Here is a 13,874-nt window from a genome sequence, read left to right as displayed (position 1 = left end):
CGCTTACCTCAGTTGCGGGCCGTAGACGAGATTGGGAAGCCAGGTCACCCAATCCGAGAAAAAGACGAGTATCAGGATCATCAGTATGTATGGAATGAGCAGCGGCAGCACTCCGACAGATATATCTTCGATCGAGATTTTGCCGATCCGAGCTGCGACGAAGAGATTGACGCCAATGGGCGGTGTCAGAAAGCCGATCTCGCAGGTCATTACGGTGAAGATGCCGAACACCACCGGGTCGATGCCGAGGCTGGTCACCAGCGGAAAGAACACGGCGGTGAAGATGATGATCTGCGGAATGCTTTCCAGCCACATGCCGACGAGGATGTAGAAGATCCCGATGAACAGCATGATCAGCCACGGATAGGCGATCAGCCCCTGAAACAGCGTGAGGATATCGCTGGGAATGTCGAAGATCGTCACCAACTGGCCGAACGCCTTGGTGGAGCCGAGGATAAACAGCACCGTGCCTATGACGATGGCGGTGAACTTGAACGCGTGCAGCAGCTTGACCCATGTCAGGCCCTTGTAGACGAAAAGCCCGACAAAGAGACCATAGGCGACTGCCACTGCCGCCGCCTCGGACGGGGTGAAGATACCGGCATAGATGCCACCAAGGATCAGGATCGGTGCGAAAACCGCCCATTTGCCATCCCATAACGCCCAGAGCAGCGGACCCCAGCGAAACCGCTCTTCGGTGCCGCCATAGCCATTCTTCCACGAGATGACGAAAACCACGACCATCAGCATCAGCCCCAGGATAAGACCCGGCAGGATCCCCGCCAGAAAGAGGCGCGGAATGGAAACATCGGTGACCAACGCAAAGATGATCAGGAGGTTGGAGGGCGGGATCATGCTGCCAAGCGCACCCGCCGAGGCGGCGATGGCCCCGGCAAAGCGCGAACGGTAACCCTCTTTCTGCATTGCGGGGATTGTGATCGAGCCGATAGCGGCGGTGGTCGCGGGACCCGACCCCGAGAGCGCGGCGAAGAACATGCAGGCCACCACCGTCACCAGCCCCATGCCGCCCTTGTAGGCGCCCACAAGGCGCTTTGCGATGGTGACCAGCTTTTCCGACATGCCGCCCTGTTCCATCAACTGTCCCGCAAGGATGAAGAGCGGGATGGTCACCAGCGGAAACGGCTCGAACGCTGTCCAGGCCGCCTGCGCCATCAGGGTGAGGGGAATGTCCGCGATCAGCAGGCCTGCGACCGTGGCCAGCCCGGCGGCGAAGGGAATGGGCACGCCGATCGCCATCGCAAAGACGAAGGCCGCAGCCATGACAAGGGGGCCATTCATAGCGGCAGATCCTTCCAGCCGTCACGCCCCCACCGCCAATAAACTTGCAGGATACGAAAAAGCATGAGGCCGAACGCCATCGGGATGATCATCTGCACCCATCGCTGCTCGATCCCCAAACCGGGGGTCATGTAGGTGACGTTGAACAAAAGCTGGGTATAGATCGTGGTCTGCACGATCATGAAAATCACGAAGCCGGCCCAGAGCGCATCGGCCAGTACCACGGCCCCTACCTGCAAGGCGCGCGGCAGGCGGCTAACCAACAGGGTGATGCGGATATGCGCGCGTTCGCGGACCGCCATCGTGGCCCCGAGATAGACCGCGAAGATCATGCCGTAGACCGCGGTTTCCTCGGCCCAGGCGGCGGCGGTCGAAAAGAAGTAGCGCAAGATGACCTGAAGCAGGACAGACCCCACCACAACCGTCAGGCAGATCGTGCAAATCACCTCTTCGAAATACCTGTCTAGCTTGGACAGCATGGCCCCGCCTCCGCCTTGAAGGTGTAAAATGGCACGGGGTAGCGCTGCCCCCCGTGCGGTGGTTCAGAATGAGTTACTCGGCTTCCGCGCGGATAGCATTCACAAGGGCAATGAAGTCATCCCCTTTGTCGGCGGCATAGCGATCCTGCACGCGCAGTCCCGCCTCGATAAAGCCAGAGCGGTCGACGTTGGTTGTTTCCATGCCGCCCTCGCCCGTCAGGAAGGCGCGGATTTCGTCGGTCTGCGCTGCCATTTCCTTGCGGTGATAAACACCCGCCTCGGCGGCCGCCCGCATCACTGCGTCGCGCTGCGCCTCATCGAGCTTGTTCATCACGCGGTCGCTGGCAAAGAGCGGCGAGAAATAGGTGAAATGCTCCAGAACCGTGAAATAGGGCATGATCTCGTAGAACTTCTGCGATTTGATGAATGAGGTGCCGTTATCCGCCCCTTCCACCGTGCCGGTCTGAAGCGCAGTTGGCGTGTCGGCCCAAGGCAGCGGAATGGGTGCCGCGCCAAATTCCTCGTAGGTGTCGATCATCACCTGGTTCTTGGGGACACGCACCTTGAGCCCCGCCATGTCCTCGACCGAGGCGATTGGACTTCTGGAATTGTAGAAATCGCGATCCCCAACAAAACCGTAGGTCAGCAGATGCACGTTTGTCGCGGCCTGAAGCTGCGCTGCGAAATCGCGCCCCACCTCACCTTCGAGCACGCGGTAAGCATGCTCCTTGTTTTGAAAGATGTAGGGCAGAACGAACGCGTCCATCAGCGGAAAATGCGGCGAGATGTTGTTACCGGTGATAACGAACATATCCACGGTTCCAAGCTGCATCGCCTTGAATGCCTCGTCCTCGCCCATGAGTTGGCCGCAGCAGCGCACCTTAACGTCAACGCTGCCTTCGGTATATTCCTCAACCAGCTCCTCGAACTTGTCGGCGAGCACGGCATAGGTGCTGGTCTCGGAGGCCGCATAGCCGAGATTGATGGTGACGTCTTGCGCCGAGGCCGTGCCCGCGACGACGGTCAGGGCCGCAAGTGGCCCGGCGAAGATCTGAAAGGGTGAATGTGACATGATCGCTCCCGGTTGCATGTGGAATTTTTGTTTTTGTTATCCAATCACGGTAGCCGGGCTAGGCCTGCAAGTATAATATCAATTGATTAGTTTCTGATGCATAAAAGGTATCATGAAAATCGGTCTGCGCCATATCCGCTATTTTCTGGTCCTTGCTGAGGACTTGAATTTCCGACGCGCCTCGGAACATCTTCACATATCGCAACCTGCCCTCACCCGGACGATCCAGCACCTTGAGGCGGAGTTGCAGGTTACGTTGTTCGACCGTTCACAGAACTTCGTGCGCCTGACCGATGCGGGCCGCGCCTTTCGCGAGGGCGGTCAGCGCGTGCTAAACGGAGTGGAGGCCACCATCGATCTGACGCGCCGGGTCAGCATCGGCGAGGCCGGTGCGCTGCGGGTGGGCTATACTGATTTCGCGATCGCCGATGCGCTGCCCGAATTGCTCAAGCAGTTTCATCAAAGGCACCCCGGCATCACCGTGCGCCCGCATCACGGGGTTACTGCTGCACAACTTCAGCAGTTGAGGGACGACAAGCTCGATATTGGATTTGTTACCGGGCCGGTGCGGCAACCAGGATTTCGAAGCCGCGTCGTGCAGACCGACCGTCCGATCTGCATCGTGCCCGAAGGCCATCGCCTGGCATCGCGTTCCTCTGTTGAGCTGGCCGATCTGGCTGATGAGGATTTCGTGCATGGGCCGACCGAGGCCTGGGCGCATTTTTACGACTATCTCTTTCCGCATTGCCGCAAGGCTGGCTTTCAGCCGCGCATCGTGCAGGAGGCTTTCAACTCGGTTGGAATTCTTGGTCTTGTGTCCTGCGGAATGGGCATCACCATCTTGACCGAAAGCATCTACGACTTCGCCACTGGCGGCTTGGTGCCCTTGCCGATCTCTGACATCGACGACGTCATGGTCACGGAGGCCGTCTGGGCATCTGAAAACCTGCGCCTCCCGACCCAACACTTTGTTGATTTCCTTGAGCAGTCGGATAGTCACAGACTTCAAGGCGCTCAGCGGCTTAAATAGAAGAAGAGGCTTGCGAAAGCCGGCTATTCGGCCTCTGCCACTCTCGCCGGGATAAAGACGCCAACATGACCCGCAAAGGGCAATTCAAGAACAAAGACATGATCGCATTCCAGCAGGTCGTCCATCGCGCAGCATGATTATGTCCAGCGTAAGCCTGATCTCAACTTGACTGAAACTTTGCGACAGACGCTGTTGAAGTCGTTTGATGATCATACTCGCAACTCCTGTCTGTGTTTGTCGATCTCAATCATGTTTTTGGCGATGATCCAGCGGGTCTGCGAACTGAGAGTGAGCCCTAGAGCAAAGGGCGATGTTGCAGACCGCCACAGGCTTGGCGCTCGGGCGGGCGTTACCCGAGCGCGCTTGCTTCAAGACCTCGCCAGACCTCAACCTTCAGCCTGAACAGCGGGCGGAAACGCTTTTTCGCCCGCGCCGTGCGACATTCCGAAGACTGCACCATTTGGCCCAAAAAGATACGCAGGCTCCGGACGCAGAATGAGCATAGCAGTGTAGACGGGTCCTGAGACTAGGATGGATACGAAAGACCCGATATCGGCCCCTCCGAGCATCTCACCCATCGCTGCCACATCTTCGAGACAGGAATTAGCAGCTACCGCTTCAAGGCCAGCACCGAAACAGCAAAGAAAAAGCGAAAGGAGGCAACAGCATTGACGCCATCATAATCAGAAGATCATTACGACTAGGTGGCTCAGATCTGGATGAAAATGCCGGGTCAGCGCTCAGTGACACTCCACAAACATGGCAAACACAGTTTTCGCGCCGCCTCTCAGAGACCAAATCGCGTCGCAACACCTGTCTCGGCAAGATCCGTCAAGAAAGCTTCGGACGCGAGATAGGCAAGCTCCTGTGGGCGATGGAGATGGATCGGGTCAGGCGGATCGCCTGCTGCAGGCACTGATGCCCGTCCCGGATGGCACATGATGAGCGCGCCGCTCTCGCCGCTGTTCGCTAGCGACAGCCAACGGCGCATCCGGGGGCCAAAAGGCACCTCTGGCGAGAACTCCGTCACGCCGAAAAAGCGCGGATTCGTCACCATGCCGGCTTCATCATGCGAGGGCGCGGCGGCACGGCTCATCAGGCTTAGCACGCGGGATTTGAACTGGGCCGACGGCAGCTGGGCGAGGTCTCGCTCCGGCGCGCCGCAATACCGGACCCAGCCCGGCCGCACGTTCCAGTCCTTCCAGCTTGCCGCCACCGCATCGCGTATTCCCGGAAGAAGATGCACATGTTGATGGCCATCCACGAAATCGGGCACCCGGCCCATCAGCGCAGAAAGGCAGGCCATCTGCCGGTCAATCTCCATCCGGATAGCGGGCACATCCAATCGGCGCAAATATGCCTGCCTCATCACCCTCCCAATCCCCGGCAGGGCGCACTCAGGCGCAAGGCCGCGGATCGGCCCCAACGTGGTATACTCAGTCAAAGTCACGTGGAGCCCGATCTGAACGGGCCGGGGCGCATCGCTGACCGCAGCCAATAACCGGGGGATGTCGCGCGTAATTTCCACTCCCCCCGCCATGCAGCTGACTGCCGTCAGCCGACCAAGGTGCACGAGGTCCAGAATCCCTTCATCGACCGCCGCGTTCAACCCGAAATCATCAGCACAAAGATGAATGCGCCCGCCCCAGGTCATCGGTGTTTCAATAATCTTGTCCATGATACCTGCCTTAACACCGAACACCTTTGGACACTGACTTGTGATCCGCTGAAGTGAAGTTACCCTATAAACCCTTCACTCCATTATGCATATAAACGTTCTGATATCGGGCTTCGTCTGGTTATGTCGGGGGGAATATTATGAACGACAACGAGTTTGTATTCGAACAGGACATCCCCCTGATCGATACAACACCCGCCATCCAGAACGGCAGCGCACGCAGTGCCGCGTCACTCTCTGTCGTCGTGCCAGCCTATAATGAAGCGGGGAATATCCGTGCCTTTCTCGACCGCCTGCTTCCCTGTCTCGAAAGAACGCGCGCTGCATGCGAAATCATTTTCGTTGATGATGGCAGCGCCGATAAGACACCGGTGTGCGTGGCGGAGCAGTGTGCACTGGATGCCCGTATCAAGCTGATCCGCCTCAGCCGGAATTTCGGCAAGGAAGCGGCGCTGAATGCAGGTCTGTCCCATGCCATAGGCGATCTCGTGATCCAGATTGACGTCGATCTTCAACACCCGCCCGAGACCATCGACGCGATGATAAAAGAATGGAGCCTTGGTGCCGACATTGTCTATGCCAAACGCAACTCTCGCCAGGATGAAAGCTGGATGCGCCGTTTTCTGGCGCGTAGCTTCTATCGTGTCTTTGGTCTGATCTGCGATGTCAAACTGATGGAGGGGGCGGGCGATTTCATCCTCCTCGACCGCAAGGTCGTCGATGCTCTGATGCAATTGCCTGAGCGCGGAAGGTTCACAAAGGGGCTTTATGCTTGGGTCGGGTTTCGGCGTAAGGCGGTGCCTTTCGATGTCGCGCCGCGCGCTCATGGCCAGTCTGGCTGGCCGCTGCTAAAGCTGGCCCGCTTCGCAATGGATGCCTTGACGGCCTTCGGCTCCCTTCCGCTTAAAGTCTGGACCTATATCGGCCTCCTGCTCGCCTTCGCCTCCACGCTCTACGGTGCAGTGATCTTCGTGCAAAAGCTCGCCTTCGGAATCGACGTGCCCGGCTATGCCTCGCTGATGGTTGCGGTCTGTTTCCTCTCTGGTGTTCAGTTGCTGGGGCTCGGCATCATGGGCGAATATGTCAGCCGTATTTTCGCAGAGGTAAAGCAACGCCCGATGTTTCTGGTGCAGGAGCGGATCGGCTTTGATCAGCGTCCCTACATGCCGCAGACATCCCTCCAGATGCCACCGTCTGTCGTCGCCCCGTCCAAAGCTCAGTCGCGCGGGCTGGACACGTTCGTCTCTTGATCCGTCCTGACCCGTTCCCGCAGGGCGGCTACCGCCTCGCGGCGGTCTTCATCGCAACGGCATGGCTTGTGTTTTGCTGGCCTTGGCTTGGCGGTGGCCAGATCATCCCCCATGACGCGAAGAACCATTTCTACCCCATGGTCCGCTTCCTCGCCCTCGCCTGGCACAGCGGCGAAAGCCCGTTCTGGAGCCCCTATCATTTCGGCGGCTTTCCCATGGTCGCCGACCCACAATCAGTGATCTTCACACCCAGCTTCTGGCCCGCCGTTCTCGCCGGTCCTGCCCCCTCTATGCGGCTGGTAGACGCGATTCACCTTCTGCATCTGCTTGTGATGGGCCTCGCCATTCTCGGCTTTGCCCGCCTGCGTGGCTGGCGAGTTGAGGCGGGCGCTGCTGCCGCCATCTGCTTTATGCTGTCAGGCGCGCTAACCGTCCGGCTCGAACACCTTCTGATGACCGTCAGCATGATGTGGCTCGCAGTTTGCCTCTGGAGGCTGGAAGCGGTGCTAACCCACGGAGGCATCTGGCGAGGCATCGCCTTTGGCGTGGCGCTGGGGTTGATGCTGATCGACCGCAATCACGTGGCGTATCTTGCGGCGTGGTTCCTCGGGTTCTACTGGCTCAGCCGAAGCTGGCCGGGATCGGGCCAAACGGTACCGCTTCGCCATCAGACGCCGGTGATCCTCGGCGGCATCACAGCGCTTTGCCTCGCGGCGATCCCGATACTTCTTCTCCTGCAACTGGCTGAGATCAGCAACAGGCCCAGCTTCGATTATGAGGGCGCAAGCCTTCAGTCCCTGCATCCCGCCGCGCTGGCGACGCTGTTCATGGTCGACATCTTCGGCCCGCTAGACCGCGCCGGGGCCTATTGGGGCCCGGCGAGCCATGCGTGGGGCGGGCAGTTCTTCGTGCATCGCGGCATGCTTCATGGGTATGTCGGCGCGCTGGCGCTCGTGCTGATCCTCTGGCACGGGATCGGCGCGGGGCGTCTCTGGCGGCGTGAGGCGCTGGTCTTTACGCTGCTGGCAATTCTCTTCCTGATCTATGCGCTGGGGCATTACACGCCCGTCTTTGAATGGCTTTATGACACCGTGCCGGGGATCGACCTCTTTCGACGCCCTGCCGATGCGCTCTTCCTGTTCGGGGCCTCAGCGGCGCTTTTGACAGGGGCGCTGATGAACGACATGCTGCGTGCGCCGTCGCGCCTGAGTACCGTCGGCAGTCTCGCGGCATTGGTCCTGACCATCAGCGGGGCCGTGTTTGTTGGCCTCCTCGGGGCGAAACAGGGACACCTTGCCGATCTTGGTCTGCCCGCCGCACGCGCCCTTGCCTATAGTGCAATTCTCCTCGCATTGCTCATCATGGCGGTCCGGGTGCGGGGAACCTTGCAGCGATCCCTCCTCGCAGCAATCCTGTTGATTAGCGCCGTTGATCTGATCACGGCCCATAGCAACATCAGGCTGAACGCCAGCCTTCCGCAATTTTACGATCAGCTGGAAACCCCTGCCGCCTACGATCACATCGCGCGCCTCGCAGCGCTCTCGAAAGCAACCGACCCGAGCGGCGCACCGTGGCGGGTAGAAACGATAGGCCTTGGTGCCTCATCCCAGAACATCGGTCAGGCAGCGGGGATAGAGGCGCTGCTCGGCTATAACCCTATCCGCCTCAGGGCATTTGACAGCCTTATAGCACCCAAGCACCAGAACAATGCATCGGCCAACCGCAGGTTCGGAACAGCTATGACGTCATATGACAGTGTGATGGCCGACCAGTTGGGACTGCGCTATATCATGACCGGCAAGCCAGTGGAAAAGATTGACGGCACCCTTCCACAAGATGCGCTGCAAGAGGTCGCCGTCATTCCCTATCTTGACCGGAATTTCTACCTATATGAAAATCGCGATGCAAAGCCCCGCGCCGTTCTCCTGCCCGCCACCGATGCTGGGGCTACACCTGGCCCACAACCCCGCATCACCCGCTACACGAATGTCGTGGTAGAGGTCAGCGCCGAATGCACGTCTCCTTGCCGCTTGGTGCTGCATGATTTCGCCTATCCCGGATGGACCGCTACTGCCAACGGTGTGCCTGTGCCCCTAGTGATTCAGGACGGCCTCTTTCGTGCGGTCGATCTTTCAGTCGGGCAAAACGAAGTGACCTTTACATTCTCTCCCCTCGCGCTCGAAAATCTTCAGGCCGCCCTGATCGGCGTTCTCGGCGGTGAAGGAACGCCATGAGCCGCCAGTTCCTCAGCTTTGCGGGCGTCGGCGCAGTTGCGACAGCGGCACACTATCTCACCCTCCTCGCACTTGTTGAAGGCAGCCTCGCGCATCCTGCCCCTGCCTCCGCCGCCGGTGCCGCGGTTGGGGCTCTTGTCAGCTACGCGCTGAACTATCGTCTCACGTTTGCGGCCCAAAGCCCGCACCGCAAAGCCCTGCCGAAATTCCTCGCTATCGCGGTTTTCGCCATGATCCTGAACTTCGTCCTGATGCACGCTCTCATCACCTTGCTGTCCCTTCCCTACATTGCCGCGCAGGTCGCCGTCACCGGCGTCATGCTCCTCCTGACGTTCAACGCCAACCGCAACTGGACCTTTGGCAGAGAGTGAAAAAGCACTGATGAAGCGCCCTTTTCGACATCCGGGTTAGTGATCACTCAAAACGCGCATCGCTACCGAATGGTTGATCGCAAACGTCTGTTCTTGATCCGAGTATCCTGAAGGATTGATGGTTCTCACCTGCCGCAGCGCCTATCGAAGGACGCAATATGCTCTCGTTCAAGGAGCAGCATTTTCGTAAGCGGTTCGCCAGCACCGTGGTGTCGGCTTGATGTGATTGCGGGCATGCTGTCGTTCACCTGAGTTTACAGGACGCTGGCCGTGAGGCACCAAACCCTGCGGAACGTCGACGCTGTCGATGTTGGCGACAAAATGGCAGCGCGGGCCGTCGTGATAGGGTGCAAGAGCAAGCGTTGCCATGGCGGGGCCAAGTTTGGAGCTGCCGATGCCGATATTGACCACATCGCTGAAGCGCGCGGCTTTTGCGGTCTGGTTGTCTTTCAGCCTGTTCCAGATATCTGTCAGGGTGCGGCCCTCAATTTGGCAGCTTCGCGGGCGAGCTCTTCGATTTCGTCCCATTTGCCCATGGCGACGAGAGCTTCAGGCGCGACCCAACTGCCACCGGCGCAGACGACATTGGAGAGCGACAGATAGCTTGGCGCATTGTCGGGGTTGATCCCGCCTGTAGGGCAAAACGAAATCTGCGGCAAAGGCGCACCGATGGCTTTGAGAGCGGCTACGCCGCCCGCCGCCTCGGCGGGGAAGAACTTGAGCATGTCATAGCCACGCTCCAGGAGGGCCATTGCCTCGCTTGCCGTGGCCGCACCGGGGAGGAGCGGCAGCCCTTCGGCTTCGCAGGCGGCGAGAAGCTTTTCGGTAGCGCCCGGGGCGACACCGAAGGTTGCACCTGCGGCTTTGGCGGCGCGCACATCATCGGGTGTAACCAATGTGCCTGCGCCGACGTGACCGCCTCTAACCTGCGCCATGGCGCGGATCGCATCAAGCGCGGCAGGGGTGCGCAGGGTCACCTCAAGAACAGGTAGGCCCCCGGCCACAAGAGCCTCTGCCAGAGGGCGGGCGGCGGCGGCATCGTTGATCACAAGAACAGGCACGATCGGGGCGAGTTCGCAGAGCGCGCGGGTCTGGCGGCTGGCGTTTTTGGGGGACAGGGTCAAGGTTTACTCTCCAAAAATAGATGCGCCCTTATCGGCCGTGCCGACACTGCGCCGGAAGGCTGCAAAAAGCTCGCGGCCGAGTCCGTGATGATTGCTGCTCAGATCGGGTGCTGCTGCGGGGCGTTCCCCCACACCTTCGGTGAGGCATTGAAGCACCCCTGTCGTGGCATCGACGCGCAGGATATCGCCATCCTTGAGCTTGGCAATCAGGCCACCATCAAGCGCTTCGGGGCTGACATGGATTGCCGAGGGAACCTTGCCTGAGGCACCCGACATGCGCCCATCTGTAACCAGCGCCACCTTCTGGCCGCGTCCCTGAAGGATCGACAGGATCGGGGTAAGGCTGTGAAGCTCTGGCATGCCGTTTGCCTTGGGCCCCTGAAAGCGCATGACAACCACAAGATCGCCCGTAAGCTCACCTGCCTTGAAGGCGGCCTTCACATCGTTCTGGTCATGAAACACCCGCGCGGGCGCTTGAACGATCTGGTGCTCGGGTGCCACCGCCGAGACTTTCATCACCGCTGTGCCAAGATTGCCCGAGAGGCGCGCGAGCCCCCCTGTGAGCTGGAACGGGTCGGCCACGGTGCGCAGGATTCTGTCATCGAGGCTTTTGCGAGCGCCGGGTTGCCAGCTCAATCTGCCGTCGGCGAGCTTTGGCTCTGTCGTGTAATGCTCAAGGCCCTCGCCTGCCACTGTCTTGGTATCGGGATGTAGAAGGCCAGCGCCAAGGAGCTCGCCGATCATGTAGCCAAGCCCGCCTGCGGCGTGAAAATGGTTCACGTCAGCCAGTCCGTTGGGATAGACCCGCGCGATAAGCGGTGTGGCTTCGGAAAGATCGGAGAAATCTTCCCAATCAAGGATGATCCCGCCGGCGCGGGCCATGGCGATCAGGTGAATGAGAAGGTTGGTCGAGCCGCCCGTAGCATTAAGCCCGACGATCCCGTTTACAAAGGCCTTTTCGCTTAGAATATCGCAGACGGGCGTATAGCTCTCACCAAGCGCGCTGAGCGAGAGTGCGCGCTTTGCGCCTTCGGCTGTGAGAGCGGCGCGCAGGGGCGTGTTCGGTGTCACAAAGCTGGCACCCGGCAGATGTAGCCCCATGAACTCCATCAGCATCTGGTTGGTGTTGGCCGTGCCGTAGAAAGTGCAGGTACCTGGGCCGTGATAGGCCGCCATCTCGGCTTCCATGAGCGCGGCGCGGTCGACTTCGCCAGCGGCAAAGCGTTGGCGCACCTTGGACTTCTCGTCATTGGGTAAGCCACTTGTCATGGGGCCTGCGGGCAGAAAAACAGCGGGTAAATGGCCAAAGGCCTGCGCAGCGATCAAAAGGCCTGGTACGATCTTGTCGCAGACACCCAGAAAAACCGCCGCGTCATAAGTGTTGTGGCTGAGCGCGACCGATGCGGCGAGCGCGATCACGTCACGCGAGAAGAGGCTAAGCTCCATGCCGGCTTCGCCCTGAGTGACACCATCGCACATCGCCGGTACGCCGCCCGCAACTTGCGCCGTGCCGCCGATTTCGCGCACAGCATGCTTGATGATGTCCGGGTAGGTGGCGAAGGGCTGATGTGCAGAGAGCATATCGTTATAGGCCGTTACGATTCCGAGGTTGCCTGAGACGTCCTCGACCAAGCGCGCCTTGTCGCTTTCGGCGGCGGCATAGGCATGAGCCTGACCGCTGCAAGCCAAGTGCGACCGGGCCGGCCCCTTTGACTGCGCCGCGCGCATGCGCTTCAGGTAGGCGTCGCGTGTCTTGGAACTGCGTGCGATGATCCGGTCAGTTACGGCTTCGATAGTTGAATTGAGAGTCATTTGTCCTCCACTCGGCCAATCTCGCGCCAGCGCCGGCCATCCCGATGCATCAGCATCAGGGCCTCTTCGGGGCCCGAACCGCCTGCATCATAGGGCTCGGGTGCATGACGCGCCTCTTCCCAGCGCGCGATAATAGGGTCGACCCAGGCCCACGCCGCCTCAACCTCGTCGCCGCGCATAAAGAGCGTCTGGTCGCCACGGATGACATCCATGATCAAACGCTCATAGGCGTCCTGTGAATCGGTCTGGCCCCCCAGCGCATTTGCAAAGGTCATGTCCAACGTTACCTCCGCAAGGCGGAAACCACCAGGACCCGGCTCCTTGATGGTATTGTGCAGCGTGATGCCCTCGTCCGGCTGAAGGTGTATGATCATTTGATTGCTGCGTCGGTTTTCCATCTCGGGGAAAATCATGTGCGGAGGCTCGCGAAACACAACGGCGATCTCCGAAGTCCGCGCGCGCAATCTCTTCCCGGTGCGGAGGTAGAAAGGCGTTCCAGCCCATCGCCAGTTGGCGATAGCAACTTTCATCGCCACGAAACTTTCTGTTCGCGAGGTCGGATCGCCCGCATGCGCGCGGTAGCTGCCCTGACCCTCCTTGTCCCGATACTGTCCCCGCACGATTTCCTGAGGCTTGGCAGGTGCGAGCGCCTCGATCACCTTTACCTTCTCGTCACGCACGGCGTTCGGCTCAAATCTCGACGGCGGTTCCATTGCCGTCAAACACAAGAGCTGCATGAGGTGGTTCTGAACCATGTCCCGCATCGCACCGGCACGATTGTAATACTCACCACGCCCCTCGACACCGAGACTCTCGGCCACGGTGATCTGAACATGGTCTATGTGTGTCGAATTCCAAAGCGGCTCCCACAGCGCATTGGCAAAGCGCAGAGCCATCAAGTTCTGCACCGTTTCTTTTCCAAGATAGTGGTCGATGCGATAGATTTGGCTTTCCTCGAAACCCTGACGCAAATCCGCGTTGAGTGCCCGTGCAATGGCCAGGTCATTTCCGAAGGGTTTTTCAACGACGATGCGGCTCTCAGGTGTTACGGCCCCATAGCTGCTCAGCCTGGATGCGATAGTGCCGAAAAGGGAAGTGGAGACCGACAGATAGAAGGCGCGCACCGCTGATCCGCGCAGCAAGCCAACCAATTCGGACCAGCCCTCTTGGCTCATTACATCAAGATGAATGTAAACAATCGTCGCAAGGAACTGGTCCAGCATTTCCGCATCGCCCGAACTGCATGGCGCAAACTCGGCGAGGCTCGTCCTGAGATCAGCCCGGAACATGTCCGTATCGATTTCTGACCGAGCCGTGGCAATGATGCGCGCGTCTCTCGGCATCTGGCCAACTGAAAAGCGGCGGAAAAGACCCGGCAGGATCTTGCGTTGTGCCAGATCGCCAGTGGCCCCGAAAATGACCAGATCAAAGGATGATACTGGGATGACGCGAGAGACCATTCCCTCAGCTCGCCAATTTCAGGGGACGGCCATGTATCAAGGCGCGCAGGACACAACGTCCAATC

11 protein-coding genes and 2 pseudogenes are annotated in these 13,874 nt (G+C 59.6%); 5 read left to right on the top strand and 8 right to left on the bottom strand.

Annotated elements, in window-relative coordinates; all coding sequences use genetic code 11:
- Positions 1-3: 3 nt before the first annotated feature.
- The 3 genes from RAK1035_RS08795 to RAK1035_RS08785 all read right to left on the bottom strand — a co-directional run bounded on the left by RAK1035_RS08795 (position 4) and on the right by RAK1035_RS08785 (position 2,850).
- Positions 4-1,299 carry a TRAP transporter large permease gene (locus RAK1035_RS08795; RefSeq protein ID WP_008281726.1) on the bottom strand — a complete coding sequence of 432 codons (1,296 nt, stop codon included), beginning with the start codon at positions 1,297-1,299 and terminating at the stop codon, positions 4-6.
- Entirely contained in the window at positions 1,296-1,778 is a 483-nt protein-coding gene (locus tag RAK1035_RS08790; RefSeq protein ID WP_008281725.1) for a TRAP transporter small permease, read from the bottom strand. The genes RAK1035_RS08795 and RAK1035_RS08790 overlap by 4 nt, the downstream gene beginning before the upstream one ends.
- Positions 1,779-1,851: 73 nt before the next feature.
- Positions 1,852-2,850, bottom strand: a complete 999-nt coding sequence (locus RAK1035_RS08785) for a TRAP transporter substrate-binding protein (RefSeq protein ID WP_232279219.1) — start codon at positions 2,848-2,850, stop codon at positions 1,852-1,854.
- Positions 2,851-2,962: 112 nt separating this feature from the next.
- Here RAK1035_RS08785 and RAK1035_RS08780 point away from each other — a divergent pair, with 112 nt between their 5' ends.
- Complete coding sequence (locus RAK1035_RS08780) at positions 2,963-3,880, top strand: LysR family transcriptional regulator (protein ID WP_008281723.1); 918 nt, start codon at positions 2,963-2,965, stop codon at positions 3,878-3,880.
- A 563-nt stretch (positions 3,881-4,443) separates the two neighbouring features.
- Positions 4,444-4,563, top strand: a pseudogene (locus tag RAK1035_RS20500) (ATP-binding protein); the annotation flags it as partial.
- A gap of 104 nt (positions 4,564-4,667) precedes the next feature.
- Here the strand turns inward: RAK1035_RS20500 and RAK1035_RS08765 are convergent.
- Positions 4,668-5,558, bottom strand: coding sequence for a ChbG/HpnK family deacetylase (locus RAK1035_RS08765; RefSeq protein ID WP_008281721.1), 891 nt, complete (start codon positions 5,556-5,558; stop codon positions 4,668-4,670).
- A gap of 140 nt (positions 5,559-5,698) precedes the next feature.
- Here RAK1035_RS08765 and RAK1035_RS08760 point away from each other — a divergent pair, with 140 nt between their 5' ends.
- From RAK1035_RS08760 to RAK1035_RS08750, 3 genes are read left to right on the top strand one after another with little or no spacing between them, the layout of a single operon-like run.
- Complete coding sequence (locus RAK1035_RS08760) at positions 5,699-6,808, top strand: glycosyltransferase family 2 protein (RefSeq protein ID WP_008281720.1); 1,110 nt, start codon at positions 5,699-5,701, stop codon at positions 6,806-6,808.
- The gene (locus tag RAK1035_RS08755; protein ID WP_008281719.1) at positions 6,805-9,042 is read left to right on the top strand and encodes a hypothetical protein; all 2,238 of its coding nucleotides are present in this window, start codon (positions 6,805-6,807) and stop codon (positions 9,040-9,042) included. The genes RAK1035_RS08760 and RAK1035_RS08755 overlap by 4 nt, the downstream gene beginning before the upstream one ends.
- Positions 9,039-9,413, top strand: a complete 375-nt coding sequence (locus RAK1035_RS08750) for a GtrA family protein (protein WP_008281718.1) — start codon at positions 9,039-9,041, stop codon at positions 9,411-9,413. The genes RAK1035_RS08755 and RAK1035_RS08750 overlap by 4 nt, the downstream gene beginning before the upstream one ends.
- Positions 9,414-9,686: 273 nt before the next feature.
- Here RAK1035_RS08750 and RAK1035_RS08745 read toward each other — a convergent pair.
- The 4 genes and pseudogenes from RAK1035_RS08745 to zwf form a co-directional block, all read right to left on the bottom strand.
- Positions 9,687-9,845, bottom strand: a pseudogene (locus RAK1035_RS08745) (hypothetical protein); the annotation flags it as partial.
- Positions 9,846-9,883: 38 nt separating this feature from the next.
- Positions 9,884-10,537 (bottom strand): bifunctional 4-hydroxy-2-oxoglutarate aldolase/2-dehydro-3-deoxy-phosphogluconate aldolase, encoded by a 654-nt coding sequence (eda, locus tag RAK1035_RS08740; RefSeq protein ID WP_008281717.1) that lies wholly within the window; start codon positions 10,535-10,537, stop codon positions 9,884-9,886.
- Between the two features lie 3 nt (positions 10,538-10,540).
- Positions 10,541-12,349, bottom strand: a complete 1,809-nt coding sequence (gene edd / locus RAK1035_RS08735) for a phosphogluconate dehydratase (RefSeq protein ID WP_008281716.1) — start codon at positions 12,347-12,349, stop codon at positions 10,541-10,543.
- Positions 12,346-13,809 (bottom strand): glucose-6-phosphate dehydrogenase, encoded by a 1,464-nt coding sequence (gene zwf / locus RAK1035_RS08730; RefSeq protein ID WP_008281715.1) that lies wholly within the window; start codon positions 13,807-13,809, stop codon positions 12,346-12,348. The genes edd and zwf overlap by 4 nt, the downstream gene beginning before the upstream one ends.
- Positions 13,810-13,874: the final 65 nt, after the last annotated feature.

It is taken from the genome of Roseovarius sp. AK1035 (assembly GCF_003288315.1).
Classification (GTDB): Bacteria; Pseudomonadota; Alphaproteobacteria; order Rhodobacterales; family Rhodobacteraceae; genus Roseovarius; species Roseovarius mucosus_A.
This window is presented reverse-complemented; position numbering and strand designations above follow the sequence as displayed.

What these genes read in the sequence shown, in the direction of transcription:
- RAK1035_RS08795 (WP_008281726.1), bottom strand. Translation starts at nt 1,299, where the DNA reads ATGAATGGCCCCCTTGTCATGGCTGCGGCCTTCGTCTTTGCGATGGCG.
- RAK1035_RS08790 (WP_008281725.1), bottom strand. Translation starts at nt 1,778, where the DNA reads ATGCTGTCCAAGCTAGACAGGTATTTCGAAGAGGTGATTTGCACGATC.
- RAK1035_RS08785 (WP_232279219.1), bottom strand. Translation starts at nt 2,850, where the DNA reads ATGTCACATTCACCCTTTCAGATCTTCGCCGGGCCACTTGCGGCCCTG.
- RAK1035_RS08780 (WP_008281723.1), top strand. Translation starts at nt 2,963, where the DNA reads ATGAAAATCGGTCTGCGCCATATCCGCTATTTTCTGGTCCTTGCTGAG.
- RAK1035_RS08765 (WP_008281721.1), bottom strand. Translation starts at nt 5,558, where the DNA reads ATGGACAAGATTATTGAAACACCGATGACCTGGGGCGGGCGCATTCAT.
- RAK1035_RS08760 (WP_008281720.1), top strand. Translation starts at nt 5,699, where the DNA reads ATGAACGACAACGAGTTTGTATTCGAACAGGACATCCCCCTGATCGAT.
- RAK1035_RS08750 (WP_008281718.1), top strand. Translation starts at nt 9,039, where the DNA reads ATGAGCCGCCAGTTCCTCAGCTTTGCGGGCGTCGGCGCAGTTGCGACA.
- edd (WP_008281716.1), bottom strand. Translation starts at nt 12,349, where the DNA reads ATGACTCTCAATTCAACTATCGAAGCCGTAACTGACCGGATCATCGCA.
- zwf (WP_008281715.1), bottom strand. Translation starts at nt 13,809, where the DNA reads ATGGTCTCTCGCGTCATCCCAGTATCATCCTTTGATCTGGTCATTTTC.